The 25,516-nt window shown below is 46.3% G+C and carries 23 protein-coding genes; 6 read left to right on the top strand and 17 right to left on the bottom strand.

Annotation, left to right across the window (positions count from 1 at the left end; translation table 11 throughout):
* The first annotated feature begins 179 nt into the window (after nt 1-179).
* On the top strand, nt 180-2,996 hold the full coding sequence (locus tag C8N47_RS16735; RefSeq protein WP_107823720.1) for a PAS domain S-box protein: 2,817 nt from the start codon (nt 180-182) through the stop codon (nt 2,994-2,996).
* On the opposite strand, the gene C8N47_RS18945 is transcribed toward C8N47_RS16735, so the two are convergent.
* The 8 genes from C8N47_RS18945 to C8N47_RS16700 form a co-directional block, all read right to left on the bottom strand.
* Nucleotides 2,993-3,379: an SLC5/6 family protein gene (locus tag C8N47_RS18945; protein ID WP_245915744.1), complete on the bottom strand. Its 387-nt coding sequence runs from the start codon at nt 3,377-3,379 to the stop codon at nt 2,993-2,995. The two genes, C8N47_RS16735 and C8N47_RS18945, sit on opposite strands and share 4 nt — an antisense overlap.
* 30 nt (nt 3,380-3,409) lie before the next feature.
* Nucleotides 3,410-4,477 (bottom strand): sodium:solute symporter family transporter, encoded by a 1,068-nt coding sequence (locus C8N47_RS16730; protein WP_245915743.1) that lies wholly within the window; start codon nt 4,475-4,477, stop codon nt 3,410-3,412.
* A gap of 46 nt (nt 4,478-4,523) precedes the next feature.
* On the bottom strand, nt 4,524-5,450 hold the full coding sequence (locus C8N47_RS16725) for a dihydrodipicolinate synthase family protein (protein WP_107823733.1): 927 nt from the start codon (nt 5,448-5,450) through the stop codon (nt 4,524-4,526).
* Between the two features lie 72 nt (nt 5,451-5,522).
* The gene (locus C8N47_RS16720) at nt 5,523-6,623 is read right to left on the bottom strand and encodes a sialidase family protein (RefSeq protein ID WP_107823719.1); all 1,101 of its coding nucleotides are present in this window, start codon (nt 6,621-6,623) and stop codon (nt 5,523-5,525) included.
* 132 nt (nt 6,624-6,755) lie between these two features.
* The gene (gene folD / locus C8N47_RS16715) at nt 6,756-7,631 is read right to left on the bottom strand and encodes a bifunctional methylenetetrahydrofolate dehydrogenase/methenyltetrahydrofolate cyclohydrolase FolD (RefSeq protein ID WP_107823718.1); all 876 of its coding nucleotides are present in this window, start codon (nt 7,629-7,631) and stop codon (nt 6,756-6,758) included.
* An 18-nt stretch (nt 7,632-7,649) separates the two neighbouring features.
* Nucleotides 7,650-8,984 carry a signal recognition particle protein gene (gene ffh / locus C8N47_RS16710; RefSeq protein WP_107823717.1) on the bottom strand — a complete coding sequence of 445 codons (1,335 nt, stop codon included), beginning with the start codon at nt 8,982-8,984 and terminating at the stop codon, nt 7,650-7,652.
* A gap of 521 nt (nt 8,985-9,505) precedes the next feature.
* The gene (gene argS / locus C8N47_RS16705; protein ID WP_107823716.1) at nt 9,506-11,299 is read right to left on the bottom strand and encodes an arginine--tRNA ligase; all 1,794 of its coding nucleotides are present in this window, start codon (nt 11,297-11,299) and stop codon (nt 9,506-9,508) included.
* A gap of 531 nt (nt 11,300-11,830) precedes the next feature.
* On the bottom strand, nt 11,831-13,078 hold the full coding sequence (locus C8N47_RS16700) for an OmpA family protein (protein WP_107823715.1): 1,248 nt from the start codon (nt 13,076-13,078) through the stop codon (nt 11,831-11,833).
* A 162-nt stretch (nt 13,079-13,240) separates the two neighbouring features.
* On the opposite strand from C8N47_RS16700, the gene C8N47_RS16695 reads away from it, so the two are divergent.
* Nucleotides 13,241-13,777, top strand: coding sequence for a 3'-5' exonuclease (locus tag C8N47_RS16695; RefSeq protein ID WP_107823714.1), 537 nt, complete (start codon nt 13,241-13,243; stop codon nt 13,775-13,777).
* Between the two features lie 271 nt (nt 13,778-14,048).
* Here the strand turns inward: C8N47_RS16695 and C8N47_RS16690 are convergent, their stop codons facing one another.
* Nucleotides 14,049-14,462, bottom strand: coding sequence for a DUF5606 family protein (locus C8N47_RS16690; protein ID WP_107823713.1), 414 nt, complete (start codon nt 14,460-14,462; stop codon nt 14,049-14,051).
* A 62-nt stretch (nt 14,463-14,524) separates the two neighbouring features.
* On the opposite strand from C8N47_RS16690, the gene C8N47_RS18700 reads away from it, so the two are divergent.
* On the top strand, nt 14,525-14,794 hold the full coding sequence (locus tag C8N47_RS18700; protein WP_146161558.1) for a hypothetical protein: 270 nt from the start codon (nt 14,525-14,527) through the stop codon (nt 14,792-14,794).
* 70 nt (nt 14,795-14,864) lie between these two features.
* On the opposite strand, the gene C8N47_RS16685 is transcribed toward C8N47_RS18700, so the two are convergent.
* Entirely contained in the window at nt 14,865-16,922 is a 2,058-nt protein-coding gene (locus C8N47_RS16685; RefSeq protein ID WP_107823712.1) for a TonB-dependent receptor plug domain-containing protein, read from the bottom strand.
* Between the two features lie 319 nt (nt 16,923-17,241).
* On the opposite strand from C8N47_RS16685, the gene C8N47_RS16680 reads away from it, so the two are divergent.
* On the top strand, nt 17,242-17,748 hold the full coding sequence (locus tag C8N47_RS16680) for an RNA polymerase sigma factor (protein ID WP_107823711.1): 507 nt from the start codon (nt 17,242-17,244) through the stop codon (nt 17,746-17,748).
* 186 nt (nt 17,749-17,934) lie between these two features.
* Nucleotides 17,935-18,534: a DJ-1 family glyoxalase III gene (locus tag C8N47_RS16675; RefSeq protein ID WP_245915742.1), complete on the top strand. Its 600-nt coding sequence runs from the start codon at nt 17,935-17,937 to the stop codon at nt 18,532-18,534.
* On the opposite strand, the gene C8N47_RS16670 is transcribed toward C8N47_RS16675, so the two are convergent.
* The 6 genes from C8N47_RS16670 to C8N47_RS16645 all read right to left on the bottom strand — a co-directional run bounded on the left by C8N47_RS16670 (nt 18,531) and on the right by C8N47_RS16645 (nt 23,748).
* Entirely contained in the window at nt 18,531-20,564 is a 2,034-nt protein-coding gene (locus C8N47_RS16670; RefSeq protein ID WP_107823709.1) for an ATP-binding protein, read from the bottom strand. The two genes, C8N47_RS16675 and C8N47_RS16670, sit on opposite strands and share 4 nt — an antisense overlap.
* A 313-nt stretch (nt 20,565-20,877) precedes the next feature.
* Complete coding sequence (locus C8N47_RS16665; RefSeq protein WP_107823708.1) at nt 20,878-21,564, bottom strand: DUF2202 domain-containing protein; 687 nt, start codon at nt 21,562-21,564, stop codon at nt 20,878-20,880.
* An 11-nt stretch (nt 21,565-21,575) separates the two neighbouring features.
* Nucleotides 21,576-22,043 (bottom strand): hypothetical protein, encoded by a 468-nt coding sequence (locus C8N47_RS16660; protein WP_146161557.1) that lies wholly within the window; start codon nt 22,041-22,043, stop codon nt 21,576-21,578.
* Nucleotides 22,044-22,185: 142 nt separating this feature from the next.
* Nucleotides 22,186-22,710 carry a Spy/CpxP family protein refolding chaperone gene (locus C8N47_RS16655; RefSeq protein ID WP_170111433.1) on the bottom strand — a complete coding sequence of 175 codons (525 nt, stop codon included), beginning with the start codon at nt 22,708-22,710 and terminating at the stop codon, nt 22,186-22,188.
* Nucleotides 22,710-23,135: an anti-sigma factor family protein gene (locus C8N47_RS16650; RefSeq protein ID WP_107823705.1), complete on the bottom strand. Its 426-nt coding sequence runs from the start codon at nt 23,133-23,135 to the stop codon at nt 22,710-22,712. The genes C8N47_RS16655 and C8N47_RS16650 overlap by 1 nt, the downstream gene beginning before the upstream one ends.
* Nucleotides 23,136-23,172: 37 nt before the next feature.
* A complete protein-coding gene (locus tag C8N47_RS16645; protein WP_107823704.1) occupies nt 23,173-23,748 on the bottom strand; it encodes an RNA polymerase sigma factor in 576 nt (191 codons plus the stop codon).
* Between the two features lie 315 nt (nt 23,749-24,063).
* Here C8N47_RS16645 and C8N47_RS16640 point away from each other — a divergent pair, with 315 nt between their 5' ends.
* On the top strand, nt 24,064-24,393 hold the full coding sequence (locus tag C8N47_RS16640) for a hypothetical protein (RefSeq protein WP_146161556.1): 330 nt from the start codon (nt 24,064-24,066) through the stop codon (nt 24,391-24,393).
* Nucleotides 24,394-24,614: 221 nt separating this feature from the next.
* Here the strand turns inward: C8N47_RS16640 and C8N47_RS16635 are convergent, their stop codons facing one another.
* Entirely contained in the window at nt 24,615-25,430 is an 816-nt protein-coding gene (locus C8N47_RS16635) for a prohibitin family protein (protein ID WP_211316190.1), read from the bottom strand.
* Nucleotides 25,431-25,516: the final 86 nt, after the last annotated feature.

Genomic DNA, 25,516 nt, shown 5'->3' with positions numbered 1-25,516 from the left:
CGACCAGTAATCAGGCAGCGGGACAACCGTTTTAAGGGATACATTTAAAGAAAGATAGCACCGAAACAAGGGATGAAAATTATAAAGTGGTTCTCACTTTTTGTTTGTATATTCGCTGCTTCGAAAAATAAACAGGAATAAATTACTGCTGATACTATTCGGCCGTCCGTTGAGCAATCATGATCTACGAGCTTATCTTAAATTCAACCTTACTGGTTACGCTTGCGGTGCTGTACAGTTTTGTATCGCGCAACCGGGAAACGAACCCGCAACTGCAACCCTTAATTACCGGCATTTTGTTTGGCGGCATCACCATCATTGGGATGAATGTGCCCATGAGCATCTCGCCGGGTATTTTTTACGATGGTCGCTCTATTGTTTTAGCCTTGGCAGGCTTGTTTGGCGGCGTTCTTTCCGGGACTATTTCCATGGCCATGGCTTTGGTTTATCGCCTCGCAGCAGGGGGTGAAGGTATTTGGGCCGGCGGAGCAACAATCGTAATCGCCCCCCTAATCGGGTTGCTGTTTCGCAAATCCCTCCGGAACCGCCCCGAAGACATTTCAGTACCCTCGCTTTTGTTGCTCGGACTGGTTACCCATATAGCCATGCTAGGCTGCCAGCTGTTGTTGCCCGGCGATACGGCTATGAGAATTATTTTTCAGATAGGACTTCCCGTGTTGATCACCTTTCCCTTGGCAAATCTGTTGATGGGGGTAATCCTACGCAACGAAACCCGAAGGCAATATGCCGAGGATGAGCTTCACAAACGCGAGGCTCAATACCGCAGCACGCTGCAATGTATCGATAACGGCATTATCACAACCAACGAGCAAGGACTTATCAATTATATCAACCCGTCGGCTCAAAAACTAACAGGGTATTCCGAGAAACAGGCCATCGGTAAGTCTGCCGATGAAGTCATTGAACTCGTGCATGCTGAAAGCTCAGAACAAATCACGCTTCCTCACCAATTGCTTGTGGAAAACGAAAAGTTTTTTCATTTGCCCGAGGTAGCTATACTATACTCGAACAAGGGGATCCGAACACCGGTTACCTTGGATGTATCACCGGTTCGCAACAAGCTTGGCCTGATCAGTGGGCTGATAATCGCATTGAACGACCAAACTCACAAACATTACTTACGGCAAAAGCTCGACGACAGCGAGCGATTGTTCCACACCTTAACCGAAAAGTCGCCGGTGGGAATTTTCAGAGCCAAGCCCGATGGCTCGTTGAGCTATGTAAACCCCCGTTGGTGCGAAATTAGCGGTTTAAACTGCGAAAACGCAAAACAGAATGGATGGTCCGAGAATATTCATCCGGATGATCGCAAAAAATTAATTGATGAATGGAACAAGACCATCACCCGCGGCCATGACTCAAAAATCGAGTTCCGTTTTATCCGCAAGGATGGTTCCGCAAAATGGGTCATCTGCTTTGTTTCGCAGGAGCTCGATGCCAACAACCAGTTGGTAGGATATATCGGGACCATCATCGACATTGATGAACGGAAGAAGGCCGAGCGGAAACTCGTGCAATCGCACGAAAATCTCCAGCAAACGATGAATCAGTTCCCGCTGGGTATGCGAATTGTTTCATCCAGCGGTGAAACCCGATATGTAAATGAAGCCTTTTTAAAGTTATACGAGTTTGACACCTTCGACGATTTTCTGCGCACACCGGTTAAAAAGCGTTATACCGCCAAAAGCCTGCGCGAGCATGAAGAACGAAAAATAAAACGCAAACAAGGCATTGAAACTGAATCGAGCTACGAAGTTGAGATTGTCGCGAAGACCGGAGCAATCCGCCACTTGTTTATCAACCGAAAAGTCATTCTTTGGAATAATGAGGCTGAATACTTAACGATTTGTCAGGACATTACCGAGCGCAAAACGGCAGAGCACTCCCTGCAACTGCTCAACCGGGCAGTACGGCAAAGTCCGAACAGCACCGTCATCACCAACGAGAAAGGCGAAATAACCTATACCAACCCCAAGTTCACCGAGGTATCGGGCTTTAGCGCCGATGAAGTGATCGGGAAAAAGCCGTCGGTGCTGCAATCGGGCTACCACGACCGCGCATTTTATGCCGAACTGTGGGGCACCATCCTGCAAGGGAAAGAATGGCGCGGCGAGATCCTGAACAAACGTAAAAACGGCGAGCTTTTCTGGGAAAATGCCATCATCTCCCCTTTGTTCAACAAAAAGGGAAAGATTACCCATTTCATTGGTCTGAAGGAGGATATTACCGAAAAGAAGAAAATTATTGCCGACCTGCAAAAAGCGAAGGAAAAAGCCGAAGAAAGCGATCGGCTGAAATCGGCCTTCCTGGCTAATATGAGTCACGAGATCCGGACTCCGCTGAATGTGATTCTCGGCTTTACCAATTTATTGGTCGAGAATGAGCTTACAAGCGAGGATAAAGAACAATTTAGCGCAATCGTAAAGCAAAGTTCCGACAATCTGCTGCATATTATCAACGACATTCTGGACATCTCGAAGCTCGAAACCGGGCAGCTTGTTTTTAATGAAACCCACTTTATTGTGGAACCGCTGATGCTGGAGCTATATGCCAATTCGCAACAGCTCATCAAAAAGCATAACAAAGACCATATCCGGCTGAATTACCACATTCCACCATGCAGCATTTCCGTGCATACCGATAAAGGCCGTTTGAGCCAAGTATTTAACAACCTGCTGACCAATGCAATTAAATTTACCCGGGAAGGAGAAATCAACTTCGGAGCCAAGCAGGTTGAAGACGGCTTTGTCGAGTTTTTCGTTAAAGACAGCGGGATCGGGATCGACAAAGATCATCAACGCAACATCTTTGAACGCTTCCGGCAGGTTGAAGAATCGAACACCAGAACATACGGAGGAACCGGACTTGGACTGTCGATTTCGAAGAAACTCGTTGAACAGATGGGTGGAAACATCGCCCTGAAGTCTGAGCCGGGTAAAGGATCGACTTTTACCTTTTGGATTCCGGTGAATTAATCAGCCTTTCGGATTTTGACGGCACTGTTGAGCGTATGCCCCAACAGAAAGCCTACAATAAAAATTGTGACCGTTCCGAAGACAATCGACAAATAACTGTGAAACGGACTGGCATAAGCGTCGAGCCCCCATAGCGGAAACCAGATGGGCGAAAGGCTCATCCACCCAATGACCAACACGCCTGCGACAACTCCCCAGACCGCGGCTTTGTTGGTTACTTTGTTCGATAAGTAGCCCAGCAGAAAAAGCCCCAGCATACCACCGCTAAAAATCGACGCCAGCTTCCACCAGGCATCCAGTGCACTTTGTACATTAATCATGGCCAGCGCGACGCCAATGCTGAGCACGCTAAAAATGAACGATGCAAGGTAAAGAATCTGCATGGAGCCATTTTTCCGCTGTGATTCCGTCGGTTATTTGAAGAAATCCGTCAGGATCACGGTTGCCGAGCTATTGATGCTGGTCGAAATCGTACTCATTCCGGCAGCAAAAACAGAGGCGATCAAGAAGCCGGTCAAGCCAACCGGCAGCTGATTGGCGATAAACCAGGGGAAAACTTTATCCGCAGGCGTTCCTTCAGGCAGCAAACCGGCATTTTGCTTATAAAAAGCAAAAAGAGCTGTTCCGATAAACAGAAACATAGCCGACACCGGAACATATAACAGACCTCCGACCAGCGCCGACTTTTGAGCTTCACGTTTGGAGCCGGAGGTCATGTACCGTTGAATGTAATTCTGGTCAATACCATAATTCTGTAAATTGATGAAGATCCCGTAAATCAATACTACCCAAAAGGTAGAACTGCTCAGCTCCAACCGGAAGCTCCCCAAACTAAACTTATCGCTCGCTGCGGCAATGGTAAAAACATGACCGACTCCTCCCGGCATCTCAAACAACAAGGTTCCGATACAAAACACCGCCCCCAGAATCAGGATGATTGCCTGAATGGCATCGGTCCAGACAACCGCCTGAATACCGCCCAGCAACGAATAGAGCATCACACTGAAACCGGTAACGATGATAATCGTCGTCATATTCCAGGCCAGCAAGGTATGAACCATCAAGGCTAACAAAAACAAGATTGTTCCAGCGCGCATCAGCTGGGTTAGCAGGTACATCACCGAAACATAGGTTTTAGCCCATTTCCCGAAACGCATTTCCAAATAAGTATATGCTGAAGGACTATTAATCGAACGATACAAGGGAACAAAGAAACGAACGGCCATGTACGATGCAAAAGGAATGGATAAGCTGAATACAAATGCGTTCCAATTGGTCAGGTAAGCTTGCCCCGGCAATGCCAAATAGCTAATGCTACTTACGAAGGTTGCAAAAATGGACAACGACACAACCCAGGTTGGTATCCGTTGATTTCCCATAGTATACGCTTCAGCCGACTTATTTCGCCGGTAAAACGAACTTCCAAATAAAACAATACCCGCCAGGTAGGCTATAAATACAATAACATCCAGCTTACTCATTCTTTTATTTTAGTTTTGGGTTTGAAGGTTTTGTTGATCTGTAGGCTTAGAGAAGAGATTTATAGTCGATTTTTTCCAAAGCTTCCTGAATAATTTTCCGCTCCGGCTCGTTAAATCGGTGAAATGGCTCAGCCATAAAATCGTTGCATATCCCCATAACTGAAAGCGCGCACTTTAGCCCTTTCAAATAACTCGAGCCAAATTGACCAACATTGTAAATCGAAGTACTTATTTGCAGCACTTTGTCGCGCAACGCCATCACTTTAGGCAGATCGTGAGCAGCTGCCGCATTATACAAATCAACATAGAGCTTCGGGAACATATTGGCGCCGCCGTTTACACCTCCATGGCCCCCCATCATCACAAACTCGGCAGTAATTTCTTCGGGCCCCACCATAAAGGTAAAATCCGGTCGGTGCTTTAATAAATACTGTACCTGGTTGAAGTAGGCCAGGTTTGCAGAACTGTCCTTTATCCCGATGATTCCCGGAATATCAGCAGCAGCTCTTACTGTTTCCGGCGCAAACATCACCTTGGTGTGTACGGGCATATTGTATACGAAAAGCGGTAACGGCATTTGCACCATAGTCCGTTTCAAATATTCCAGCAACTCGGGCTGCCCTGAAGAAAAATAGTAGGGAGGCGTAATAACCACAGCATCGGCACCGTATAGAGCTGCTTTGCGAGCCAGGTTCAGACTTTCGGTAAAAGCTGAATCGGATATCCCGACCAACACCGGTACTCTCCCCTTGGCAAACTGACAACTCAACCGGATCAAGTCTTCTCTGATTTTATAGCTTAAGCTGGCAAATTCGCCGGTTGTTCCCAGCAGAAACAAGGCGTGTACACCGCCTGAAATTACGTGCTCGATCAAACGCTCCAAGCCAGCAACATCAAGCGTATCATTATCCAGTAAAGGCGTTACCAATGGAGGTACAATCCCCCGTAAAGGCATTGAAAAATTTGGTTTCATTCTGAATAGTTCAATAATTAAGTTTGATTTATATAGAAGCAGCATTAAAAACGAATCCGGAAATGCTTGCTCTTATTTCATTTTTGCGCCCGGCCATTTTCCGTCAATAATCGGAGTCAACTTCAATTTTTTCGGATCAACAACAACGTGTTTTATTTTTACCCTGTTCCAAGTGTAGGCAATGTGCACCAGGCCATCGCTGGTTTGAATAACCGCCGGATACGAGAATTTCGAATCAGGCGTATCTTCCAACACCAACGCCGCCGACCAGTTTTCGCCATCTTCCGACACAGCAACATTTAGCGGAGTACGTCCGCCTTTATATTTGTCGCCCGGAGGCAACAGATGATTGTACACCAGCAACTGGCGGCCATCAGTCAATGTTACAGCATCGGTTCCTGAGTTATTCTGAGGTAAGCTGGTCTTTGTCATCTCCGACCAACTTTCGCCACCATCGGTCGACCAGGTTTGCAAAATTGCTCGGTTCTTACTCCTGCACAAAGCTTGCAAACGCCCATCCGCATATTTCAGGATGCTCGGTTGAATGGCAGCCATATTGTAACCATCATTTACCGGTCCGGTTTTGTGCCAGGTTTTGCCCAAATCGTCCGATATCTCGAAGTACACACGCCAGCCATCATTCTCAGTACTGGTCGGCGAAATTATTTTACCATCTACAAATTCGGGCTTATTCTTAATAGGGCCAATTATACCTTCGGGCAAATGCTCCGGCTCCGACCAGGTTTTTCCACCATCAGTTGACGTTATTTTCATTCCCCACCACTCCCGTGGGTTTGGCCCAACTTTATAATACAACTGCAGCTCGCCATTGGGAACCTGAAATAAGACAGGGTTCCAGGTAGCAACACGAGTAGAATCATCCAAAATTCCGTTGGCTACATTTTCCGGAGCAGTCCAGTGACCATCTTCATACCGGGCAACATAAATGCAACAATCCGGTTCGCGCTCGTAGGTACCACCAAACCACGACGCAAGCAAGGTGCCATTCGTTGCTTCAGCCAGCGTTGCTGCATGAGGGGATCTAAAGGGTGCTCCCTGAAATACAAAAACAAATTCGTCCCGTACAATACCTTCTTTATAAGTCCGCTTGTTTGTGCAGCTCACCGCAAACGCGGCTATCAGCAAAAGCATTAATTTCCAATATCTTTTCATTTCGTGTCATTTCGTGTAAACGTTTACACAAAATAAGCAAAAAACGACTATTTTGACTAATTTGACTGGTCTAAAGACAAAAAAAGGTGACTACCGGAGCCACCTTTTTCTATTTTGTTTTACTTAACGTTTTTATTTGTAAATCTCCTTCTTTGCTGCCAACAAGGTGTTTTTCAGCAACGAAACGCGGGTCATAGGCCCTACGCCGCCCGGCACAGGCGTGATGAAGGAGCATTTTTCAGCGACTTCCTCAAATACAACATCGCCTTTCAGTTTCCATCCCGACTTAGTTTCGGTTGATTTCACACGCGTTGTACCCACATCGATCACCACAGCGCCCGGTTTCACCATATCGGCTGTAACAAAGCCCGGCGAACCAATCGCAGCAATCAGGATATCGGCGTTAGCACACAACTCCTTCAGATTTTTTGTACGGCTGTGAGCGACAGTTACAGTGGCATTCATCTCTTTTTGCGACATCAGCACACTCATCGGGCGGCCAACAATATTGCTTCGGCCGATAACGACACAATCTTTACCGGAAGTTTCAATACCGTGGCGTTTGATCAACTCAACAATTCCATCGGGCGTTGCCGAAACAAACGACGGCAGGCCAATGACCATACGTCCAACATTGACGGGATGAAAGCCATCGACATCCTTCCTGGCATCAATTGCTTCAATAATTTTTTGTTCGGAAATATGCTTTGGCAATGGCAGCTGAACAATGAAACCGTCAACATCGTCGTCGTTGTTCAACTCTTCTACTTTAGCTAACAACTCCTCTTCGGTAACATCATCTTCGTAACGAACCAAGCTTGATTTGAAGCCAACTTCTTCGCAGTCTTTAATTTTGTAGGCCACGTAAGTTTCGCTTCCGCCATCGTGACCAACCAATATAGCTGCCAGATGAGGCTGCTTTCCGCCTTGAGCGACAATGTTTTTTACCTCTTGTGCAATTTCGGCTTTAATCGTTTTTGCCGTCCTATTTCCGTCAATTAATTGCATTGTATTTCTTTATAAAGATTAACGTCTTCTCATATTGCCCATCAAACCACGCATATTTTTACCCTTTCCGGTTGATACCATGCGCATCATCTTGCGGGTGTCGTCAAACTGCTTGATCAAACGGTTTACTTCCTGAATGTTGGTTCCCGAACCATCAGCAATACGCTTACGGCGGGTACCGTTCAGAATTGCCGGGTTTTCGCGCTCGTCGGGAGTCATCGAGTGAATAATGGCTTCGATATGTTTGAAGGCATCATCGTCAATATCAATATCCTTCAGGGCCTTACCCATTCCGGGGATCATGGCTGCCAAATCCTTCAGATTACCCATCTTTTTGATTTGCTGAATTTGTGAAAGGAAATCGTTGAAGCTAAATTGGTTTTTAGCCAGCTTTTTCTGCAACTGACGGGCCTGGTCTGCATCGAACTGTTCCTGTGCACGTTCAACCAACGAAACAATATCACCCATCCCCAAAATACGGTCGGCCATACGTTCGGGGTGGAATACGTCGAGCGCTTCCAGCTTTTCGCCGGTACCAACAAATTTGATGGGCTTATTGACCACCGACCGGATTGAAAGTGCCGCACCACCGCGCGTATCACCATCCAGTTTTGTCAGGATCACTCCGTCGAAGTCCAAACGATCGTTGAACTCTTTAGCGGTGTTTACCGCATCCTGACCAGTCATCGAGTCAACAACGAAAAGAATTTCATTGGGATTAATGGCCGCTTTAACCGCTGCAATCTCTTTCATCATCTCTTCGTCGATCGCTAAACGACCGGCGGTATCGACAATCACCAGATTTTGGCCGTTTGCTTTAGCCGACTTGATGGCTGCTTTGGCAATCTCAACGGGGTTCATGTTACCTACTTCGCTGTAAACAGGAACGTTGATTTGCTCACCCAATACTTTCAACTGGTCGATCGCAGCAGGACGATAAACATCGCAAGCCACCAAAAGCGGGTTTTTGCCTTTTTTCGATTTCAGGAACTTCGCCAACTTACCCGAGAAGGTTGTTTTACCCGAACCTTGCAAACCTGCCATCAAAATGACAGTTGGATTTCCCTGAAGATTGACATCAACCGAGGTACCCCCCATCAGGGTGGCCAGCTCGTCATGTACAATCTTTACCATCATCTGGCCGGGCTTTACAGCGTTCAGCACGTCCTGCCCCAAGGCTTTCTCCTTAACAACTTCGGTAAATGATTTGGCAATTTTATAATTGACGTCAGCGTCCAACAAGGCACGTCTGACTTCTTTTAATGTCTCGGCAACATTAATCTCAGTAATTTTCCCCTGCCCTTTCAGCAGCTTAAATGACCGTTCTAACTTCTCATTAAGACTTTCAAACATAGTAGAAGTACAATTAATTTTTTAAAGCTCGTGCAAAAGTACAAAAAATAAAATGAAGAAAAATCTTATTTTTCAACTGAGAAGGGTAACCTTTTCGCCTATATGAGGATTAACAAACGAGTGTGCAAAGATGGAGAAAGCGAAAAAGTGGAATCATGGTTCTCACTCCGCTTCAAACGAGACCTGGTTAACAGCAAATAAATTCTGCCGTGATTATGCTCGCTCCAGCACTCAAATTCCGCCGGATTCCGATTCGGCAGAATCTTTTTTTTAATTTCCTTTTCACAAATCGCAATTTTCTGAAATCAGGGGGCATCCGGCCCCCTATTTCTTTATTGGGTGCCAGAGAAACCAGCAGCACGGCGTTTAATCACTTTTAGATATCGGGTTGTCATCTAAAACAACATCGAAGCCACGTGATGAACCGGTGGATTGGGGAGCATTGACTTTCACAGAAATAGAAAATGGGAAGCCATTGAATTAAGCTTCCCATTTTGGATTTATCGTCAAAGATTATTTTTCTACATCCGTTCGGGAACACGAATTCCCATTAAGCCCATCCCCGACTTCACAATCTGCGCCACGGTGGTTGACAACACCAAGCGGAAGCGGCGAATGTTTTCATCTTCTTCATTCAAAATTGAATGGTCGTGGTAGAACTGATTGTACTCTTTCACCAGGTTGTACACATAGTTGGCAACGACCGCCGGACTGTACGAGTCGGCTGCTTCCTGAACCGTTGCCGGATACAAGGAAATGGTTTTGATCAGCTCATTTTCTTTCTCCGAGATACGGAGCGACTGATCGAAATCAATAGCCGGAACGATGCCTTTCTCTTCAGCCTTGCGAATCACCGAGCGAATACGGGCATAAGTGTACTGAATAAAAGGACCGGTGTTTCCGTTAAAATCGATCGATTCCTCCGGGTTGAACATCATATTTTTCCGGGGATCTACCTTCAGGATGAAGTATTTCAAGGCCCCCAGCGCGATGGTTTTATAGGTTTCCAAAGCTTCCTGCTCGGTATAACCGTCCAGTTTGCCCAGTTCTTCCGATGTTTTGCGGGCCACCTCAACCATACCGGCCATCAGGTCGTCGGCATCGACCACGGTACCTTCGCGCGATTTCATTTTTCCGTGAGGCAATTCCACCATTCCGTACGAGAAGTGGTGCAGGTCTTTTCCCCAGCTAAAGCCGAGCTTATCGAGCAAAATAGACAATACTTTAAAGTGGTAATCCTGCTCGTTACCCACCACATAAACCATCCTATCAATCTGGTAGTCGTTGAAACGCAGTTTTGCCGTACCAATGTCCTGGGTCATGTAAACCGAGGTGCCATCGCTACGCAGCAGCAGTTTCTGATCCAGCCCGTCGGCCGACAAATCGGCCCACACCGACTGATCGTCGCGCCGGGTGAAGATGCCTTCCTGCAAACCGCGCAACACCTCGTCCTTACCCACCAGGTAGGTATCCGATTCGTAATATATTTTGTCGAAATCGACTCCCAATTCTTTATAGGTAACATCGAAGCCGGCATAAACCCACTGGTTCATCATCTGCCACAGCTCCACTGTTTCGGGATCTTTGGCTTCCCACTTACGCAGCAACTCGCGGGCGGCAATAATCGAGGGCGCCTGCTGTTCAGCTTCTTCCTTCGATGCTCCTTTAGCTACCAGTTCTTCAATTTCCTGTTTGTAGTGCTTATCGAACAACACATAGAAATCGCCCACCAGGTGGTCGCCTTTGATTCCCGTATTTTCGGGAGTTTTGCCTTCGCCCCATTGCTGCCAGGCATACATCGACTTGCAGATATGAATACCGCGGTCGTTCACAATATTGGTTTTCACCACGCGTTTACCGTTGGCTTTCAACAGCTCGCCCAGCGAAAAACCCAGCAAATTGTTACGAATATGCCCCAAGTGAAGCGGCTTATTGGTGTTGGGCGACGAGTATTCGACCATCACCAGTGGCGAATCGTCGGTCGCCTCGGTAAATCCGTAATTTGAATCGCTGAATGCCTGCGCTAACTGGTTAATCCAGTAGCTCGTTGAAATGGTGACATTCAGGAATCCTTTGATGACCGAATACGACGCTACTTCATCGACCTGCTCCTGCAAATACTGTCCCAGCTCGTTGGCCGTTTGCTCGGGCGACTTTCGTGAGATTCTCAGAAAAGGAAAAACCACGACCGTTAAATCGCCTTCAACATCTTTACGGGTATTTTCAACCTGTACCTTTTCAGCATCAATTTCTTGTCCGTATAGTTGATGAACAGCTTGCGCAATTTTCTCTTTAATAATTTGTTCGATAAGCATGTTTCTATTTTATTTTTAGGGATGCGCAAAGATAATAGATTCTGCCTGAACAGAAGAGTGAAGGTTCAAAAAACAAACGGCGTGCGCGGGAAATACCAGCAAGAATTAAAGGAACGTGTTTGGGGTATCGGGTTGTCGTTGTTTTCAACAGTTGTCGGGTTGTCGTTCTAAAGCACCATCAGCGTATAAGAATGACGTTCGATCAATGCCAAAAAGTTGGGAACCGGTTGCCTATTTTTATTGAGACCGGAATCAAACGAAAAGCTTAGAGAATCCGGGAAGCTCCGCCGCGAGGAGGAGATCACCCGGTTGAACTTAGCTTTTCGGCAGATGACGGTTGCAGATAAAAATCAGCCATGACCTTTTTGTTTCGTTTTTGTGTCACTACAAAAATGAAAACCCGTCCGGTAGGACAAAAGATCCGAATTGATCAAAAGTTGAAGCGAAGAAATAGGCTCTAAAGCGTCGAAAAAGTGACTTTCACCAAAAAGCCCCGCGTTTGGCGAGGCTCTCAGCAGGTGGTATGTATTTTTATTCGGCCACAAAGATTTCAAATTCCACGCGGCGGTTCAGCTTTCGGTTTTGTTCCGAGTTGTTGGGAGCGGCCGGGTTGGCTTCGCCCAATCCGTTTGACGAAACAATGCGCGAACGGCTAAAGCCCATGCTGGTCATAAAACGCATCACCGATTCGGCTCGTCGTTGCGAAAGTTTTTGATTGTAGTCGTCGCCGGCCAAATCGTCGGTATAGCCCCACAGGCGAACCAGGTAAGCCGGATTTTTCAGCAGCATTTCCACCAGATTGGCAATGCGGTTTTTCGAAAAGGAGGTCAGGTAACTTTGATCGACCACAAAATAAACCGGTTTCACTTTAATATCGAGCACGCGGGTATTGCCGCTCTCAATAGCCTCGGCAGCGGTCAACTGCGAAGGATCGGTTTCTTGTGCAGCATTGCTGTTACTATCGGGGCAACCCTTATTCTCTTTGCTTCCTTTAACATCGGGGCAGGCATCCTCTTTGTCGGGCACGCCATCGCGATCCTGGTCGGGGCAGCCGCTGGCCGAGGTCAGTCCCGGTTCGGTCGGGCAGGCATCCAGGTGGTCGATCACCCCATCGCCATCGGTGTCGATCGGGCAGCCGTGCTCATCAACAAAAATATCGCGCGGCGTATTGGGGCATTTATCCCGGCGATCGGGCACGCCGTCTTCGTCCGAATCTTTGGAGCCACCAAAACTAATGGCCAAGCCAACGGTCACCTTCCACAGGTTGTCGCGGTAGGTTGGTATAATGTATATCGTGCCCGGCGCAGTCTCCTCGTGCTCCTTCACCTTTGCGCCGTGAATATAGCCGGCTTCAGCATACAGGGCTACATTGCGTTTTAAGGCATAGTTGACCCCCAGGCCTAAATTGAGATTGATTTTATCAACCTTATTGTCCGACAGATAGCCGGGGCCGGCCCACACATAGGGTTTCAGCAAGCTGCTTTCGGGTAAAACAAGGCCGTTGTTGAGTTTATAGCGAATGCCCAAGGTGGTTAACGAAACATCTAAATTACTTTGAATTTTATTATTGGCCAGGCCCAGGTTTTGCCGCAGAAAAGCATCGAGCGAGGGGCTCACATAACGGCTGATGCTTAACTCGGGCATGTAGCCCAAGCTATTTTCGCCCCACGCGCCATAAACCCCCGAGCCGATTCCCAGCCCCCATTTCTGATCCGAACTTTGGCCCAAAACGCCCCCCGCCAATAGGATGAATATACCAAGTAGAATTTGCCTTTTCATAGCACAACAAGCTTTATTTTCTATTTCAATAACTTATTATTTGCTAATTTATTTTATTCTTTCAATAATCCACAGCACATCTTTGAAAAACTGTTTCAATAAATCCCAATTTCGTGCAATCTTCCCGTTCGAATCTCTATTTTTGCTCCAAAAGCATCCGTTTTGTACACCATCATCGATATTGAAACCACCGGGCAAAGTGCCAAAGAAGGAAAAATCACCGAGATTGCCATCTATCGGCACAATGGCGTTCAGGTGACCGACTCGTTCTGCTCGCTGGTAAACCCCGAATGTCATATTCCCTATTTTATCACCAAGCTTACCGGCATCGACAACGAGATGGTGGCTGATGCACCGCGCTTTTACCAAATTGCCAAACGCATTGTGGAAATGACTGCCGGAACGGTTTTCGTAGCGCATAATGCATCGTTCGACTATCGCTTTATTCAGGAAGAATTTAAGCGTCTCGGCTACGATTACCAGCGCAAAACCATCTGTACGGTCAAGCTTAGCCGCAAATATTTACCGGGTCACAACTCGTACTCGCTGGGCAAAATCTGCTCCGACCTCAATATCCGGATTGACGGGCGCCACCGCGCCGCCGGCGATGCCCTGGCTACGGTGAAGCTTTTCGAGATGATTCTGCAAAAACACATCCAGGGCCCCGACGATTCGGCCCGTCAGCCCAGCTTGTTTTAAAGAGTAAGGTTGAAGAACGACTCGGCTTTTTGACTATTCCGCTTCTTCAGGACATAAAAAACATTCATGTTTCCGGGGAATCACCAACAGACATGAAGGGGTAGGATTTTTTCAATTATACTGTTGTCGTTGTTTTCAACAAGTTGTCGAGTTATCGTTCCACAGCCATTCAAAACCAGTTATTGGCATTGCAACTTTGGGCCTCTGTGTAGTAAGACTTTCATAAAAAAAGCCATGCAGTGCATGGCTCTTAACGAATATCGTTCAACGTTTATTCTTCTGTTTTTTCTTCAGAAACGTCTTCCGCTTCTTCAAAATTCAACAAATCGTTTTGCTGAAGGATGTTGTACCATTGAATCACTTTTTTCATGTCCGAGGTGTACACGCGGTCGCGATCGTAGTCGGGCAACAGTTCGCCAAAATAGGCTTTCAGCTCGTTCCCGTCCTTTTTGGCCACTTCGGCCTTGTTTTCTTTTTCTGCAATGTTTTCCAAAACTTCTTTCAACGAAACCTCGCCGGTTTGGGTGAAGATGGCGATATCGCCCAACGAGCTTATTTTGGTTGTTGAATAAGCCGGTTGGCGTTTGCCGGTCAGCAACGATTCAACAATAATGCTATTCTTGGCTTCGGCAACCAATTTAAATAATCCGGGTTGGCCCGAAATTGCTAATATTCCTTTTAACATGTCTGTTTTCAATTTTTAGATGATCGCCGCGAATATAATATATTCCGCATGGATAAAAAAGCATGCAACCGAAAACCGCTTGTCCGAAATTAGCACGCTCTTTGGGTGCCTTTTTAGCCCCGCATCAGACTGATTGCCTCTTTCAGCACCTTTATCTCCAGCTCCAGCTCGCCTATCCGCGCTTGCAAAGCTTCTTTCTCGTCCTTGTCGGCCTGCGCGCGATCATCGGGTTCCGCATAGGGAAGCTGCCCGGCCAAGGCTCGAAAAAAATATTTGTGATTATCCTTTCAATCGAAGAAACTCGATTTTTGCAATACAAGCGCTTGCACTAAAAGAAAAGTGCTGCCCAAGCGGTGTCACGACGCCCAGGCAGCACTTTAAAGCGGTTATTCGAACGAGTTACTATTGGTTGAAATCGAGTTTATAGCTGATTCCGGCACTAATCCAGCGCCCGGGCTGAACGAGGTTGCCCAAGTCGAAGTAGTGCTGATCGAAAAGGTTGGCTACGGTGCAATAGATCTGCGTCGAAGGGCTTTTCCAGAACACTTTCAGATCGGCTAGCCAGAATGGCTGGTAGTTTTCCTCGCCCACGTAGGCTGCATCCACATACCGGGCGTAGCTGCCGTTGCGATCCTGATAGCGGAACTTCCAGCTGGCCTGTAAACGCCCGGCGATGGCGTGATCGAGGCTAAGCACCAATTTGTGTTTCAAATTGTCCAACACATAGTTCGACTGGTAATTGGCCGAGCCTTTACTCAGCGAGTTGTAGGCATAGTTTACACCAAGCTGTTTTACCGGGAACGAGCTGCCGGCCAGAGCAGCCACATTGAGCTTGGCCGTTAACTCGGCTCCGTGCGATTTAATCTCGGTGAGGTTTTCCGTATGCCATTTTTCCTCGTCCGACAGCCGCACCCAGTCAATCATATCCTTACCAATGCGGTGGTAGTACGCCGCCTCGATGTTCAGGGGCCGCGTGCGGTACTTCAACCCGCCTTCGTAGGTGGTCGAGCGCTCGGGCTTCAGATCGGGGTTGCCCAGGTTGGTGGGACCCGCGTAATACAGATCGGTGAAAGTAGGCATGCGCAGCGATTTGTTAAAGGATGCATAAGCCCGCAGCTGATCGGCAAAGCGATAGCTCAGATCGATGCCCGGATATACATTCCATTCCTTATTTAAATCGGAGATCCAGTTGGCCATAGCTCCCAACGAGGCTGTGAAATTGGCCACATAAAAGGTGTGTTCACCAAAATACGACACGATGGTTCGCGAGTGCCCCTTGGTAAACTGCCGACCCGATTCGCCGGGAACATCCATGGGCTCATCCAATTCTTCGCCCAGGACATTGCTCCAGATGTTCTCGGAACGAAATTCAGCACCGAAGGCTGTTTTCCCCCAGGCCGACTGAAACCAGCTGTTCAGGCTCAGGCCATACACATCGGTCAGATGGTAGTTATGACCGCTATACCAACTGGCCGGATTGTCGCGGAACAGCTCAAAACGATCCTGATGGCGCCGCCAGTAAGCTGCGGGAGTGAAATGCAGCCTCTCGCCGGTAGTCATCTTCACCGAGGCAAAGGTGGTTTTGGTTGCTTCGTACTGGTTGGGATAGGCAGGGCTGTAAAAACTGTTTGCCCCAAAACCTTTGTTGGTGTAACCGGCCTGGAAATCCAATATTCCGGGCGTCGTTGTCAATCGTCCTTGGTAAAACAGGTTATAGCTATCGAAATCGGTATTCTGAATATAGCCATTCGATGCCATATTGCTGGAAGCAATAAAGCTGGTCAGCTTACCGGTCTTCACATTGCCCGATACGTTTAAATCGCGCAGGCCATGATCGCCAAAGGCGGCATCAACGTTTACCGATTCGGCATCGTCGGGCTCGGTTACAATATTAATAGCACCCGAAAAAGCATTGGGGCCATAAACACGCGCCGAGGGGCCGTTTAGGATTTCAATACGTTTGACACTTTTTAAACTAACCGGCACATTGAGGTTGTGGTGACCGGTTTGGGGATCGGAGATGTTGATCCCGTTGAGAAGAATGAGCGTTTGATCGAACGATCCGCCGCGCACCGACACATCAGCCTGTACTCCGTAAGTACCGCGCTGCCTGATGTCGACTCCTACAGCATACTCTAAAAGATCCTGGATACTGGAGACGGGGGCCGCCTCAATTTCATCACGCTCAATCACGGAAATAATCCGTGCTGCCTGCGAATAGGTCACAGGCGCTCGCTGGGCACTAACTTCGATCTCATCGAGGTTGTAATCCGTATTCACTTTCACAATCTCGGCTTGGGCAACGGCATCCTGCGGCAAGCTCACATACAAATAGGCCACTGCCAGCGAGGCAATGTGTACTTGTTTGCATAAAGCCTGAAACAACGAATAACGTTTCCCTCCCCAATGTCTGAAATGAATAACTTCAGCCCGCTTTGGTTGGTTAATAAACTTTTTCATTGATTACTTTTCTGTTACAGAAAGGCCCAAAAGTAAATAATTACACATTTTTTAAAACATAAACAGTGCAAAAATGGTTGTTCTTGCAGGCATTTTAACGTAACTTGGAAAAATCGAGGATTGTCGAACAACATCGATACATTCTTAAACAAACTACTTGCTTTGCCGTAAGTACTTGTTTAGTAGGGTCGATCTCAAAACAGATCGATTTTCTTTATCGCGAATAAATAAAATCGAATAATAAAAGACTGCGAAATCTTTTATTGGACCAAACTTGTTATTTATATTTGTTCTAAACAATAACGTTAAATCACACGCCATGACACAAGTTCAATTTAACAACGCATTGCTGGGACTGCAAGATAAACTTTTGTATTACGCCCTCAGTTTGACTGCTGATCAGGAAAAAGCACAGGATCTGTTGCAGGAAACTTTCCTGAAAGCATTGACTTACCGTGACAAATTTACACAGAACACCAATTTTAAGGCTTGGATTTATACTATTATGAAGAACACCTTCATTAATAATTACCGCCGTAACGTGAAGGCCAAAAATACCTTTGACGGATCGAACAACGATTTCCACCTGAAATTTTCGAAAGACCGGATTTACCCGTCGCCCGATTCGTTTTTCAGTTCAAAAGAAATTCTGAAAAACATTAACGCGCTGGAAAATGAGTATAAGGTGCCCTTCAAAATGTTTTTGGACGGATATAAGTACAAGGAAATCGCCGAGTATCTGAACCTGCCGCTGGGAACTGTGAAAAGCCGAATCTTCTTTACACGCAAAAAGCTGGAGAAAGCACTGAAAGACTACGCAAATTAGTTTCGACATAGTACATTTTAATCACCTTAAAAAAGATCTGCACCGCAGGTCTTTTTTTTGGGCTCTGTCGATGAGCACAAGCGACTGCAAAATAGCCCTGCAAGCCACCCGATCTTGTGAAAACATTAGCCCACTACTCCCAACACAACCCTCTTGTCGGAAACAAATAAAATGTATTTCCGGTTTTTGGCTCATTCAGCTATCTTTGAACGACCAAGCCAAAAGAAAATGAAAAATGTAACCGTTTTTTTAGCCGAAGGTTTCGAGGAAATCGAGGCAATTACCGTTATTGATGTCCTGCGCAGAGCCGGAGCCAACGTAAGCACCGTATCCATAACTGGCGAGAAGCTGGTTCATGGTGCCCACCAGTTACCTGTTGTGGCCGACATGCTCTTTGAGGAGACGAACTTTGCTGCAATCGACATGCTTATTCTCCCCGGAGGAATGCCTGGCGCAAAAAATCTGAATGCTCATGATGGGTTAAAAAAGCAGATCCTCAGGTTTCACGAGCAACAAAAACCGCTCGCTGCCATTTGCGCTGCTCCGCTTGTATTCGGGCATTTAAACATTCTCAAAGGGCGATCGGCGGTCTGTTATCCGGGTTTCGAGCAAGAACTCAAAGAGGCTGACGTGCAGTTGAAACCAACCGTTGCCGATGGGCATATTATTACTGGCCGCGGAGTTGGCACAGCGCTCGAATTTGCATTAAGAATCACGGAAAAGCTCCTTAGTAAAGAAAAAGCGGACCAATTGGCAAAGGCAATGTTAGTTGAAGGGTGGCATTAAGCATCATCGGAGGCTGCCGGAATGGTAAAACAAAACCGGGTGCCCTTTCCCAGCTCACTTTGTGCCCAAATTTTGCCTTTATTAAGCTGAATAAATTCACTGCAAAGAATAAGCCCCAAACCGGAACCATCTTCATTGTTGGTTCCCTTTTTCTTGATTTTTGAATCAATGCAAAACAGTTGGTTCAGTTCCTCTTTGGCCATCCCAACACCGGTATCTTCAACGCAGCAGGTAACATATTGCTCTGCTCTGGTAAAGCTAACGGAAACCGATCCACCGTTGGGAGTAAACTTAATGGCATTGCCGAGCAGGTTGCGCAACACCGTTTCGACCATCATTGGAGTAGCATAAACATGAATATTACCGGGAACATGATAGTTGAGCCTGATATTTTTTTGATCTGCGATCGGTTTCAGAAGGCTTCCCACCTTATCCTGAAGCGAAGACAATTCGAACACCGTCGGCGCATACTTCATCATTCCGGTTTGCACACGACTCCAGTCCAATAAATTTTGGAGCAAACGAAAAATATTATTCGTCGACTTATAAATATCGCCTGCATATCGCTTACGCTCCCAATCTTCAAAGCGGTCATAGTCGTGCTGCAACAGGAAAGAATAGCCAAGAACTGTATGAATAGGATTTTTCAGGTCGTGAGCGATGATGGAAAAGAACTTGGTCTTTGACGCGTTCATCTGAGCCAACTCATTGCGCTGGGCTTCAATTTGAATTTTCTTTTCGGTCAGCAGGCGGTTCATCCGTTTACGGTGAAAATTTGCAAAAGACACGTAGGTAATGATGCCCAGCAAAATCAGAATAGCAAAGCCCCCCAGATTGCGAAATGCTTTATCCTTCTCGATCTGAACCATCGCCAATTTTTTCTCGGCACTCAACTTCGATATGAGGACTTCGTTTTTACGAAACTCATACTTTTTCTCGAACGCAGCGGCCTGGTACAGGCGTTCCTCCAGACGCATGCTATCCGAATAGATTTTATAGTTCTTAAAGGTAGCATACGCTTGCTCAATATTGCCAATCTCCTCGTAAACACGAGCCAGGTCTTCGTAGTAAAGCTGAATGATGTAGTAACCATATTCATTATCAATCGCCAATTTCAATCCGTCCTGAAAGATGTCCTTTGCTTTTTCGTAGTCTCCCAGTTCGGTGTAGGCACAACCTAAACCCTCCATCACAAAGACCTGATTGCGCAAATTACCGTCCTGTTCGTAAATCCGGTAAGCGCGTTGATAATAAGCCAGGCCCAGCTCAAGGCTGTCCCCCTCGTCGGTGTAGATATTTCCCAGGTTATTGACAACAGCCGCCAAACGACTTTGATTATTGGTTTGCTCAAACATGGACTCAGCCCTGCGGTAATACACCTTTGCCGAATCTAAGCGACCTGCATTGTAATGTCCTGTTCCCAGTCCGTTGAAACTATTTCCCAATCGCAACAGGTCGCCCGTCTCCGCGGCAATTTCCGAAGCCCGGCGATAAAACTGAATCGCGGACTCGTAATCTTCCAAACGGTTATACACCATGCCCATATTGATATAGATCAGGGTGAGATCGGGCAAATTACCGGTTTGCTCATAAATTTTTACGGCCTCAATCTGACTGCCAATTGCTTTTTCAAATTCCCCCTGAAAGTAATAGGCCAGTCCAATTGAATTGTATATTTCCCCGACAAACTGAATGCTGTCGATATCAGTAAAACAAGGTATTGCCTTCTCGTAATTTAATACGGCTTGCTCATAATCCCTCAAATCGAACAACCGATCGCCTTCGGCCAGATAAGCTTTCGCCCTTAAATCGGGACGCTCATTTTGCTGTGCGATCTCCATAATTTCACGAATATACCCCTTGCAGGTAGCCGTATCGTCAACGCCGCCCAGTCGCAGCATTCGCAACATGGCTTCAGCTTTTGGAATACCGTATTGCTCCTGAATAATATTGTTCAAGCTATCCGTTTCCGAAAGCCCAAACATATCGAGGCTAAGAAACACAAGAAATATCAGTATTATCTTTTTCATTCACAGAGCATCCTACACAAAGATGTCAATTTTCTTTAATTTTCGGAAGATATTCCTGCCAAATTATGAATATTCAACGACACCGGATAGAACCAAAAACCTACACGATTCCGGGGAATCACCAACAAGAATGAAAGTTTACTATTTTTCGACGATGCTGTTGTCGTTGTTCTATAAAGTTGTCGGGTTATCGTTCCACATCTAGTCAAAACCAGTTATTGACCTGGTGACTTAGCGGCTCTGCGTAGTAGCACTTTTACAGAAAAAGGAGCAGCTCATCCACCACTCCTTCTTTCGAACTACTCTGCCGGCATTATTTTTTACAGGACTTACCATGCCGTCCCTTGCGCCCGTGATGACCGCACTCGTTGTCGGCACTGACAATTTCATCAAAGGATTTCACCGACAACAGCTGCGGATTATAGTCAACCCCATTTCGGTCCAAAACCCGGTTAAAAGCACGAAGGTGATTGTAGCTCGCCCTCAGCAAATTTGAATACACCCGCCGAATTGAATCATCTTCGACTTGTTTTAGCTGCTCTTCAAGATCCAGTATGTCCAGTTCTTCGACATAGGCGCCGTTTTTGAGTGCTGCAACTAACGATTCACTTCCAGAATCCAGCAACTGATTATAGGCTTGCTGCAATTTCTTATTGCGAAATTCTCCCTTGCCAGTCAATGCCGGATCCTCCAAGCCATATTGCTGCAACAGGCGCAGCACGGCAGCCGTATGGTTCGCCTCACTAGCTGCAATGTTGCCGAAAATAGGGAGTTCGTACATTTCGGCAAAAGCCGCATATAAGTCGTGAGCCAGTTTTTCTTCTTCGCGCATCAGTAACAGGCCGGCCTTTATATTGTCCGGTAAGTCAGCAACCGTCAAGTTCGTTGCGGGTTCCGTCATTTGTCCTGAAAAGATTTGTTTTGCCGCTTCCTCTCCATAGCTGAATCCGGTACAACAAAGCAAGGCGCTTATTCCAATAATTCCAATTAACGTTTTCATCCTTCGTTCTATTAATTATTATTCAAACAGGCACCTTTACCTGCCCCCGATCGGTTTTTACCCTGTCCCTTTCCACGTTTGGCAGCTTTTCCCTTCTTTGCTTTTTGGCCACGATGCCCGACATTTGCAGAGCTATTATCCCAACGCTCCTTGCGAGCATCAATCCAACCGGCATATTCTTTTTGCTGATCGGAATTTAATAGTTCATTTACCTGTTTTCGATGTTGATCGCGAGCCGTTATCATTTTTTCACGAATCTCCTTTTTCTGCTCCAGATCCATTGTTCCCTGCCGGTCTGTGCGATAATCGGCCATTTGACTCTGATAGCTCGTTTCCAAAGCTGAAATTGCTGTTTTTTGTTCTTCGGTGAGATTTGAAATTCCGTTAACACACGAACCTCTCCTGGTTTGTTGCGCGTTTAGCTGAAGTCCCCATGTCAATAAAAATGTCATTGCTAAAATCCCAATACTTGTCTTCATAATATCTGTTTTTTTAATTCGTAATTATCGATCATTCGATCGGTTTCTGTGCCAAATCCAATGGCGTACTACTTTGACACGTAACAACTAAAAAACTTGCGCTATATGTTTCTTTTTATTCATCATTCAAAGGGAACTATTATCATTCCGCTAATCTGCCTTTTCCGTTACGATGCTTCTTGCCTGGCAACTGAACCTTTTCTTCGGCATCCAGCAGCGACTGAAAAATTGCCGCTAGCTGTTCCTTCTGCTCTTCGGTACAAAGCGACTTAAGCTCGAGATAGAACTCACAGGTTGCCAGTTTCAGCTGTTCGTGATCTGCTCCGACCCCGGCAGCGATAGCGGCCAGCACCTTCTGGTCCGCAGCATCGGAGAACAGCTCACGCAGCATTGCCGACCGCTGGTCACTCAAATGATCGGTTAATGCCCGGGTCCGGCGGTTAAACCGACGGTTGGCTTCGCGAAAAGGAACAAGCTGCTCGTCGGTCAAGTGCAACTGCTCCTTAAAATAGCGCGTTCGCCGATCACCGGGAACGTGCTCATCCCCCTTGTTTGTTATGACTTTTGACTCCGTGCGTGTATGATAAATAACAGTGATAATAGTCGCCAGGTTGGTAACCAACAATATTGCAACCAACCAACTTAAAAGTTTTACATTTCGAAACATCATTTCAGATTTAAAAGGAATTCTTCAATCGGTTCTTCTGCTAAATCATTAAAGGGAACAAGGACTGCCTGTTCTGATAAAACGCTCTCGGCGTAGCTTTGGGTACCTATCCAGATTCCCAAACGGATTCCTAAGGCCAAAAGCAACACAAGTATTGCCGGCTGCAACAATCGGATTCCAAGCAAGGGCTGCCTATGCCCTGCCTGCAGCCGGTTTTGGATGCTTGCATAAAAGTAAGCGCCTGGCTCGTGCTGCTTATTCTCCTCCAACAAACAAAGAGTGCTCTGCAATTCCCGCAGAAAAGCAGCACATTCATCGCAACCAGACAGGTGCTGTACAACCTGTTGATGTTCCTTCGCCCCTAACTGATTATCCAGGTAGAATATCAGCTTTTTCTGAATCTGAGCGTGACTTCTTGTTTCCATATTCTTTTGACACCTTATTGATTAAAAACTTGCATACTCACAGGCCCTTTTTGTAACACTGATACAACTGTTTCTGCAAACCAAGCTTTGCCCGGTGAATCAACGATTCTACCGAAGACAACGAAAGCCCCATAATTCCGGCAATATCCTGATAGGACAAACCCTCCAGCTTGCTTAGGGTGAACGCCACGCGTTGCCGTTCCGGCAAACGATTGATTGCTTGGTACAGGTTTGCCCGGCGCTGGTTATTTTCAACTTCATGATCCGGGCGAGAGCGCCAGCTTTGGTCGGCAACATCCACAGTCGTTCCACCAGTCAGGCGGGTACTTATTGACTGAAAGAAACAACGTCGTTTCTGATCACGAATGAAATTCAGGGATCGATTCACGGCGATACGATATATCCAGGTGGACAAACCGGATTCGCCCCGGAACTTATCCATGGCACGGAAAAGCTCAATAAAAACCTCCTGCGCCAGATCTTCGGCATCATTCCGGTCCTGCACAAACCCCAAACAGGTATGCAACACCATCCGTTGATATTGCTCAACCAAAAGCCGAAAGGCCTTTTCGTTGCCCACTTTTATTTGCGCCACCAGCTCGGGATCAGTCATCGTGTTTTGCTGAGTATTTGGGGTTTGACACGAATTTAAATAAAAACTTGCGCTGTTTGCCCGAATATTGACGAATAATATCTTCCACAGAAGTTTGGATTGGCCGTTAAACAGATCGGGGAATTTCGGGGCGCCAGTTTTTTTTTTTGGTGAAACAAAACCAAAGCTGCGATGCTGCCGTTAAGCCCTTGCGGACCGGACAGCCCGAACAAAGACAAATATTTCGACAAACACTCACTTCCCTGTCATTTGTCATGTTTCGCAGACCGAATACGGACTTTCACCTACGCATTTAGGAATTTTAACGTTTTTTGCGTGCGTGGTTTTCAGAAAAGTCTATTTTTAGGAAAATTTTTGATCGCGAACATGAAAGTAGTTATCCTGACCTCTTCAATTTTTTACTTGCTTGGTTTGAAAATGTCCCAAAACATTGATACCAATGCAAAATCACAGCCGGATGCCAATCCGGTGCAAGTGAAACAAGAACAAACCATAAACAACAAGCAAGAGGCAGAAAAACAGAACATTGAAAAATCGCTGATTATCAATCCGCAGGAAAGCCTAAAATCACCCGCCCCTGACAGTAACGCAGCCAATCCCATTATTCGGCAACGAACCAATCACTTAATGGAAAAAATGGATTAGTTCGGGGTTATCCCTGGTCAAGGAGGAACTCGACACCCGGATAATGAAGTTTCTCGCGGGCAACCGTTTGCAGAAACAGCAAGTAAGTCGGCGCGATTTCCGTACTCAATTTTCCTTCCAACTAAGCCTTGAGCAGAGTTCTGAAATTGCATGGGGAATGCCAATAGACAATTCTAATCGGTAAAAAAAAGCCGGCTACATTACACCGGCTTCAATTCGTTTTAATTGTTTCCCAAAATTAATGGCATACCGTCCTTTCCACTTCCCACAACAACCACTTTCGCATTTGGGGACTTCGACAACTCGAGTGTTGCTTCAATCCCGCGTTGTTTCAGGATTTTATCGGTCAAACTCGAATTAATGATCTGATTATAATTAGCAATACCCTCGGCCTCGATGCGTTTCCGTTCTGCTTCCGACTCCTCGCGGGTAAGGCGAAATTGGTAGGCTAAAGCTTCTTGTTCGGTTTTCAGTTTATTCTCAATGGCAACCCGAATCTGATCCGGCAAGTTTATAGAGCGGATCAGCAAAGCCCGCATATCGATATTATTCTTTTCGAGAATGATTTTCGTTTCATCGATAATAGCCTGTTCCACTTCGCTGCGTTTGGTTGAATAAATTTCCTCGGCCGTATAGCGTCCGGCCACCTGGCGAACCATGGAACGCACCTCGGGGATAATCAGCTGATCGATATACCGCGTGCCAAAGACTTCGTGGAGCGTACCGATTTTATCATAAATCGGGTTGAAACGAACCGACACGTCAACATTGACCGAGAGTCCATTTTTATCGAGCACATCCATGGTTTCTTCGCGTTGCTGTTCTTTCACATCGTACACAATCAAGTCGTTCCAGGGAGCAACAACATGAAAGCCCGGCACAAAGATATTTTCCTTATCCAAACCGTCTCCGAAAGGCCGGAAGATAATGGCACGCTCACCCGGCTGTATGGTAAAAAACATACTGCTGCCAAAGAAGATTAAAATCAAAACCCCGACAGCAATAATGATAAGGTAAGATTTCTTAAGAATGTTCATTTGATTCATTTCCATCGATAATTAATTGCTTAAATAAATTTTCAGTATCCTTTAAGCTGAAAAATTAAGAAAAACTCCCGAATAAA

The organism is Mangrovibacterium marinum (genome assembly GCF_003046625.1).
GTDB classification, from domain to species: Bacteria; Bacteroidota; Bacteroidia; order Bacteroidales; family Prolixibacteraceae; genus Mangrovibacterium; species Mangrovibacterium marinum.
This window is presented reverse-complemented; position numbering and strand designations above follow the sequence as displayed.

Excerpts from the sequence above, each read along its gene's own strand:
- C8N47_RS16735 (WP_107823720.1), top strand. The coding sequence starts at position 180 with ATGATCTACGAGCTTATCTTAAATTCAACCTTACTGGTTACGCTTGCG.
- C8N47_RS18945 (WP_245915744.1), bottom strand. The coding sequence starts at position 3,379 with ATGCAGATTCTTTACCTTGCATCGTTCATTTTTAGCGTGCTCAGCATT.
- C8N47_RS16730 (WP_245915743.1), bottom strand. The coding sequence starts at position 4,477 with ATGAGTAAGCTGGATGTTATTGTATTTATAGCCTACCTGGCGGGTATT.
- C8N47_RS16725 (WP_107823733.1), bottom strand. The coding sequence starts at position 5,450 with ATGAAACCAAATTTTTCAATGCCTTTACGGGGGATTGTACCTCCATTG.
- C8N47_RS16720 (WP_107823719.1), bottom strand. The coding sequence starts at position 6,623 with ATGAAAAGATATTGGAAATTAATGCTTTTGCTGATAGCCGCGTTTGCG.
- folD (WP_107823718.1), bottom strand. The coding sequence starts at position 7,631 with ATGCAATTAATTGACGGAAATAGGACGGCAAAAACGATTAAAGCCGAA.
- ffh (WP_107823717.1), bottom strand. The coding sequence starts at position 8,984 with ATGTTTGAAAGTCTTAATGAGAAGTTAGAACGGTCATTTAAGCTGCTG.
- argS (WP_107823716.1), bottom strand. The coding sequence starts at position 11,299 with ATGCTTATCGAACAAATTATTAAAGAGAAAATTGCGCAAGCTGTTCAT.
- C8N47_RS16700 (WP_107823715.1), bottom strand. The coding sequence starts at position 13,078 with ATGAAAAGGCAAATTCTACTTGGTATATTCATCCTATTGGCGGGGGGC.
- C8N47_RS16690 (WP_107823713.1), bottom strand. The coding sequence starts at position 14,462 with ATGTTAAAAGGAATATTAGCAATTTCGGGCCAACCCGGATTATTTAAA.
- C8N47_RS18700 (WP_146161558.1), top strand. The coding sequence starts at position 14,525 with ATGCAACCGAAAACCGCTTGTCCGAAATTAGCACGCTCTTTGGGTGCC.
- C8N47_RS16685 (WP_107823712.1), bottom strand. The coding sequence starts at position 16,922 with ATGAAAAAGTTTATTAACCAACCAAAGCGGGCTGAAGTTATTCATTTC.
- C8N47_RS16680 (WP_107823711.1), top strand. The coding sequence starts at position 17,242 with ATGACACAAGTTCAATTTAACAACGCATTGCTGGGACTGCAAGATAAA.
- C8N47_RS16670 (WP_107823709.1), bottom strand. The coding sequence starts at position 20,564 with ATGAAAAAGATAATACTGATATTTCTTGTGTTTCTTAGCCTCGATATG.
- C8N47_RS16665 (WP_107823708.1), bottom strand. The coding sequence starts at position 21,564 with ATGAAAACGTTAATTGGAATTATTGGAATAAGCGCCTTGCTTTGTTGT.
- C8N47_RS16660 (WP_146161557.1), bottom strand. The coding sequence starts at position 22,043 with ATGAAGACAAGTATTGGGATTTTAGCAATGACATTTTTATTGACATGG.
- C8N47_RS16655 (WP_170111433.1), bottom strand. The coding sequence starts at position 22,710 with ATGTTTCGAAATGTAAAACTTTTAAGTTGGTTGGTTGCAATATTGTTG.
- C8N47_RS16650 (WP_107823705.1), bottom strand. The coding sequence starts at position 23,135 with ATGGAAACAAGAAGTCACGCTCAGATTCAGAAAAAGCTGATATTCTAC.
- C8N47_RS16645 (WP_107823704.1), bottom strand. The coding sequence starts at position 23,748 with ATGACTGATCCCGAGCTGGTGGCGCAAATAAAAGTGGGCAACGAAAAG.
- C8N47_RS16635 (WP_211316190.1), bottom strand. The coding sequence starts at position 25,430 with ATGAACATTCTTAAGAAATCTTACCTTATCATTATTGCTGTCGGGGTT.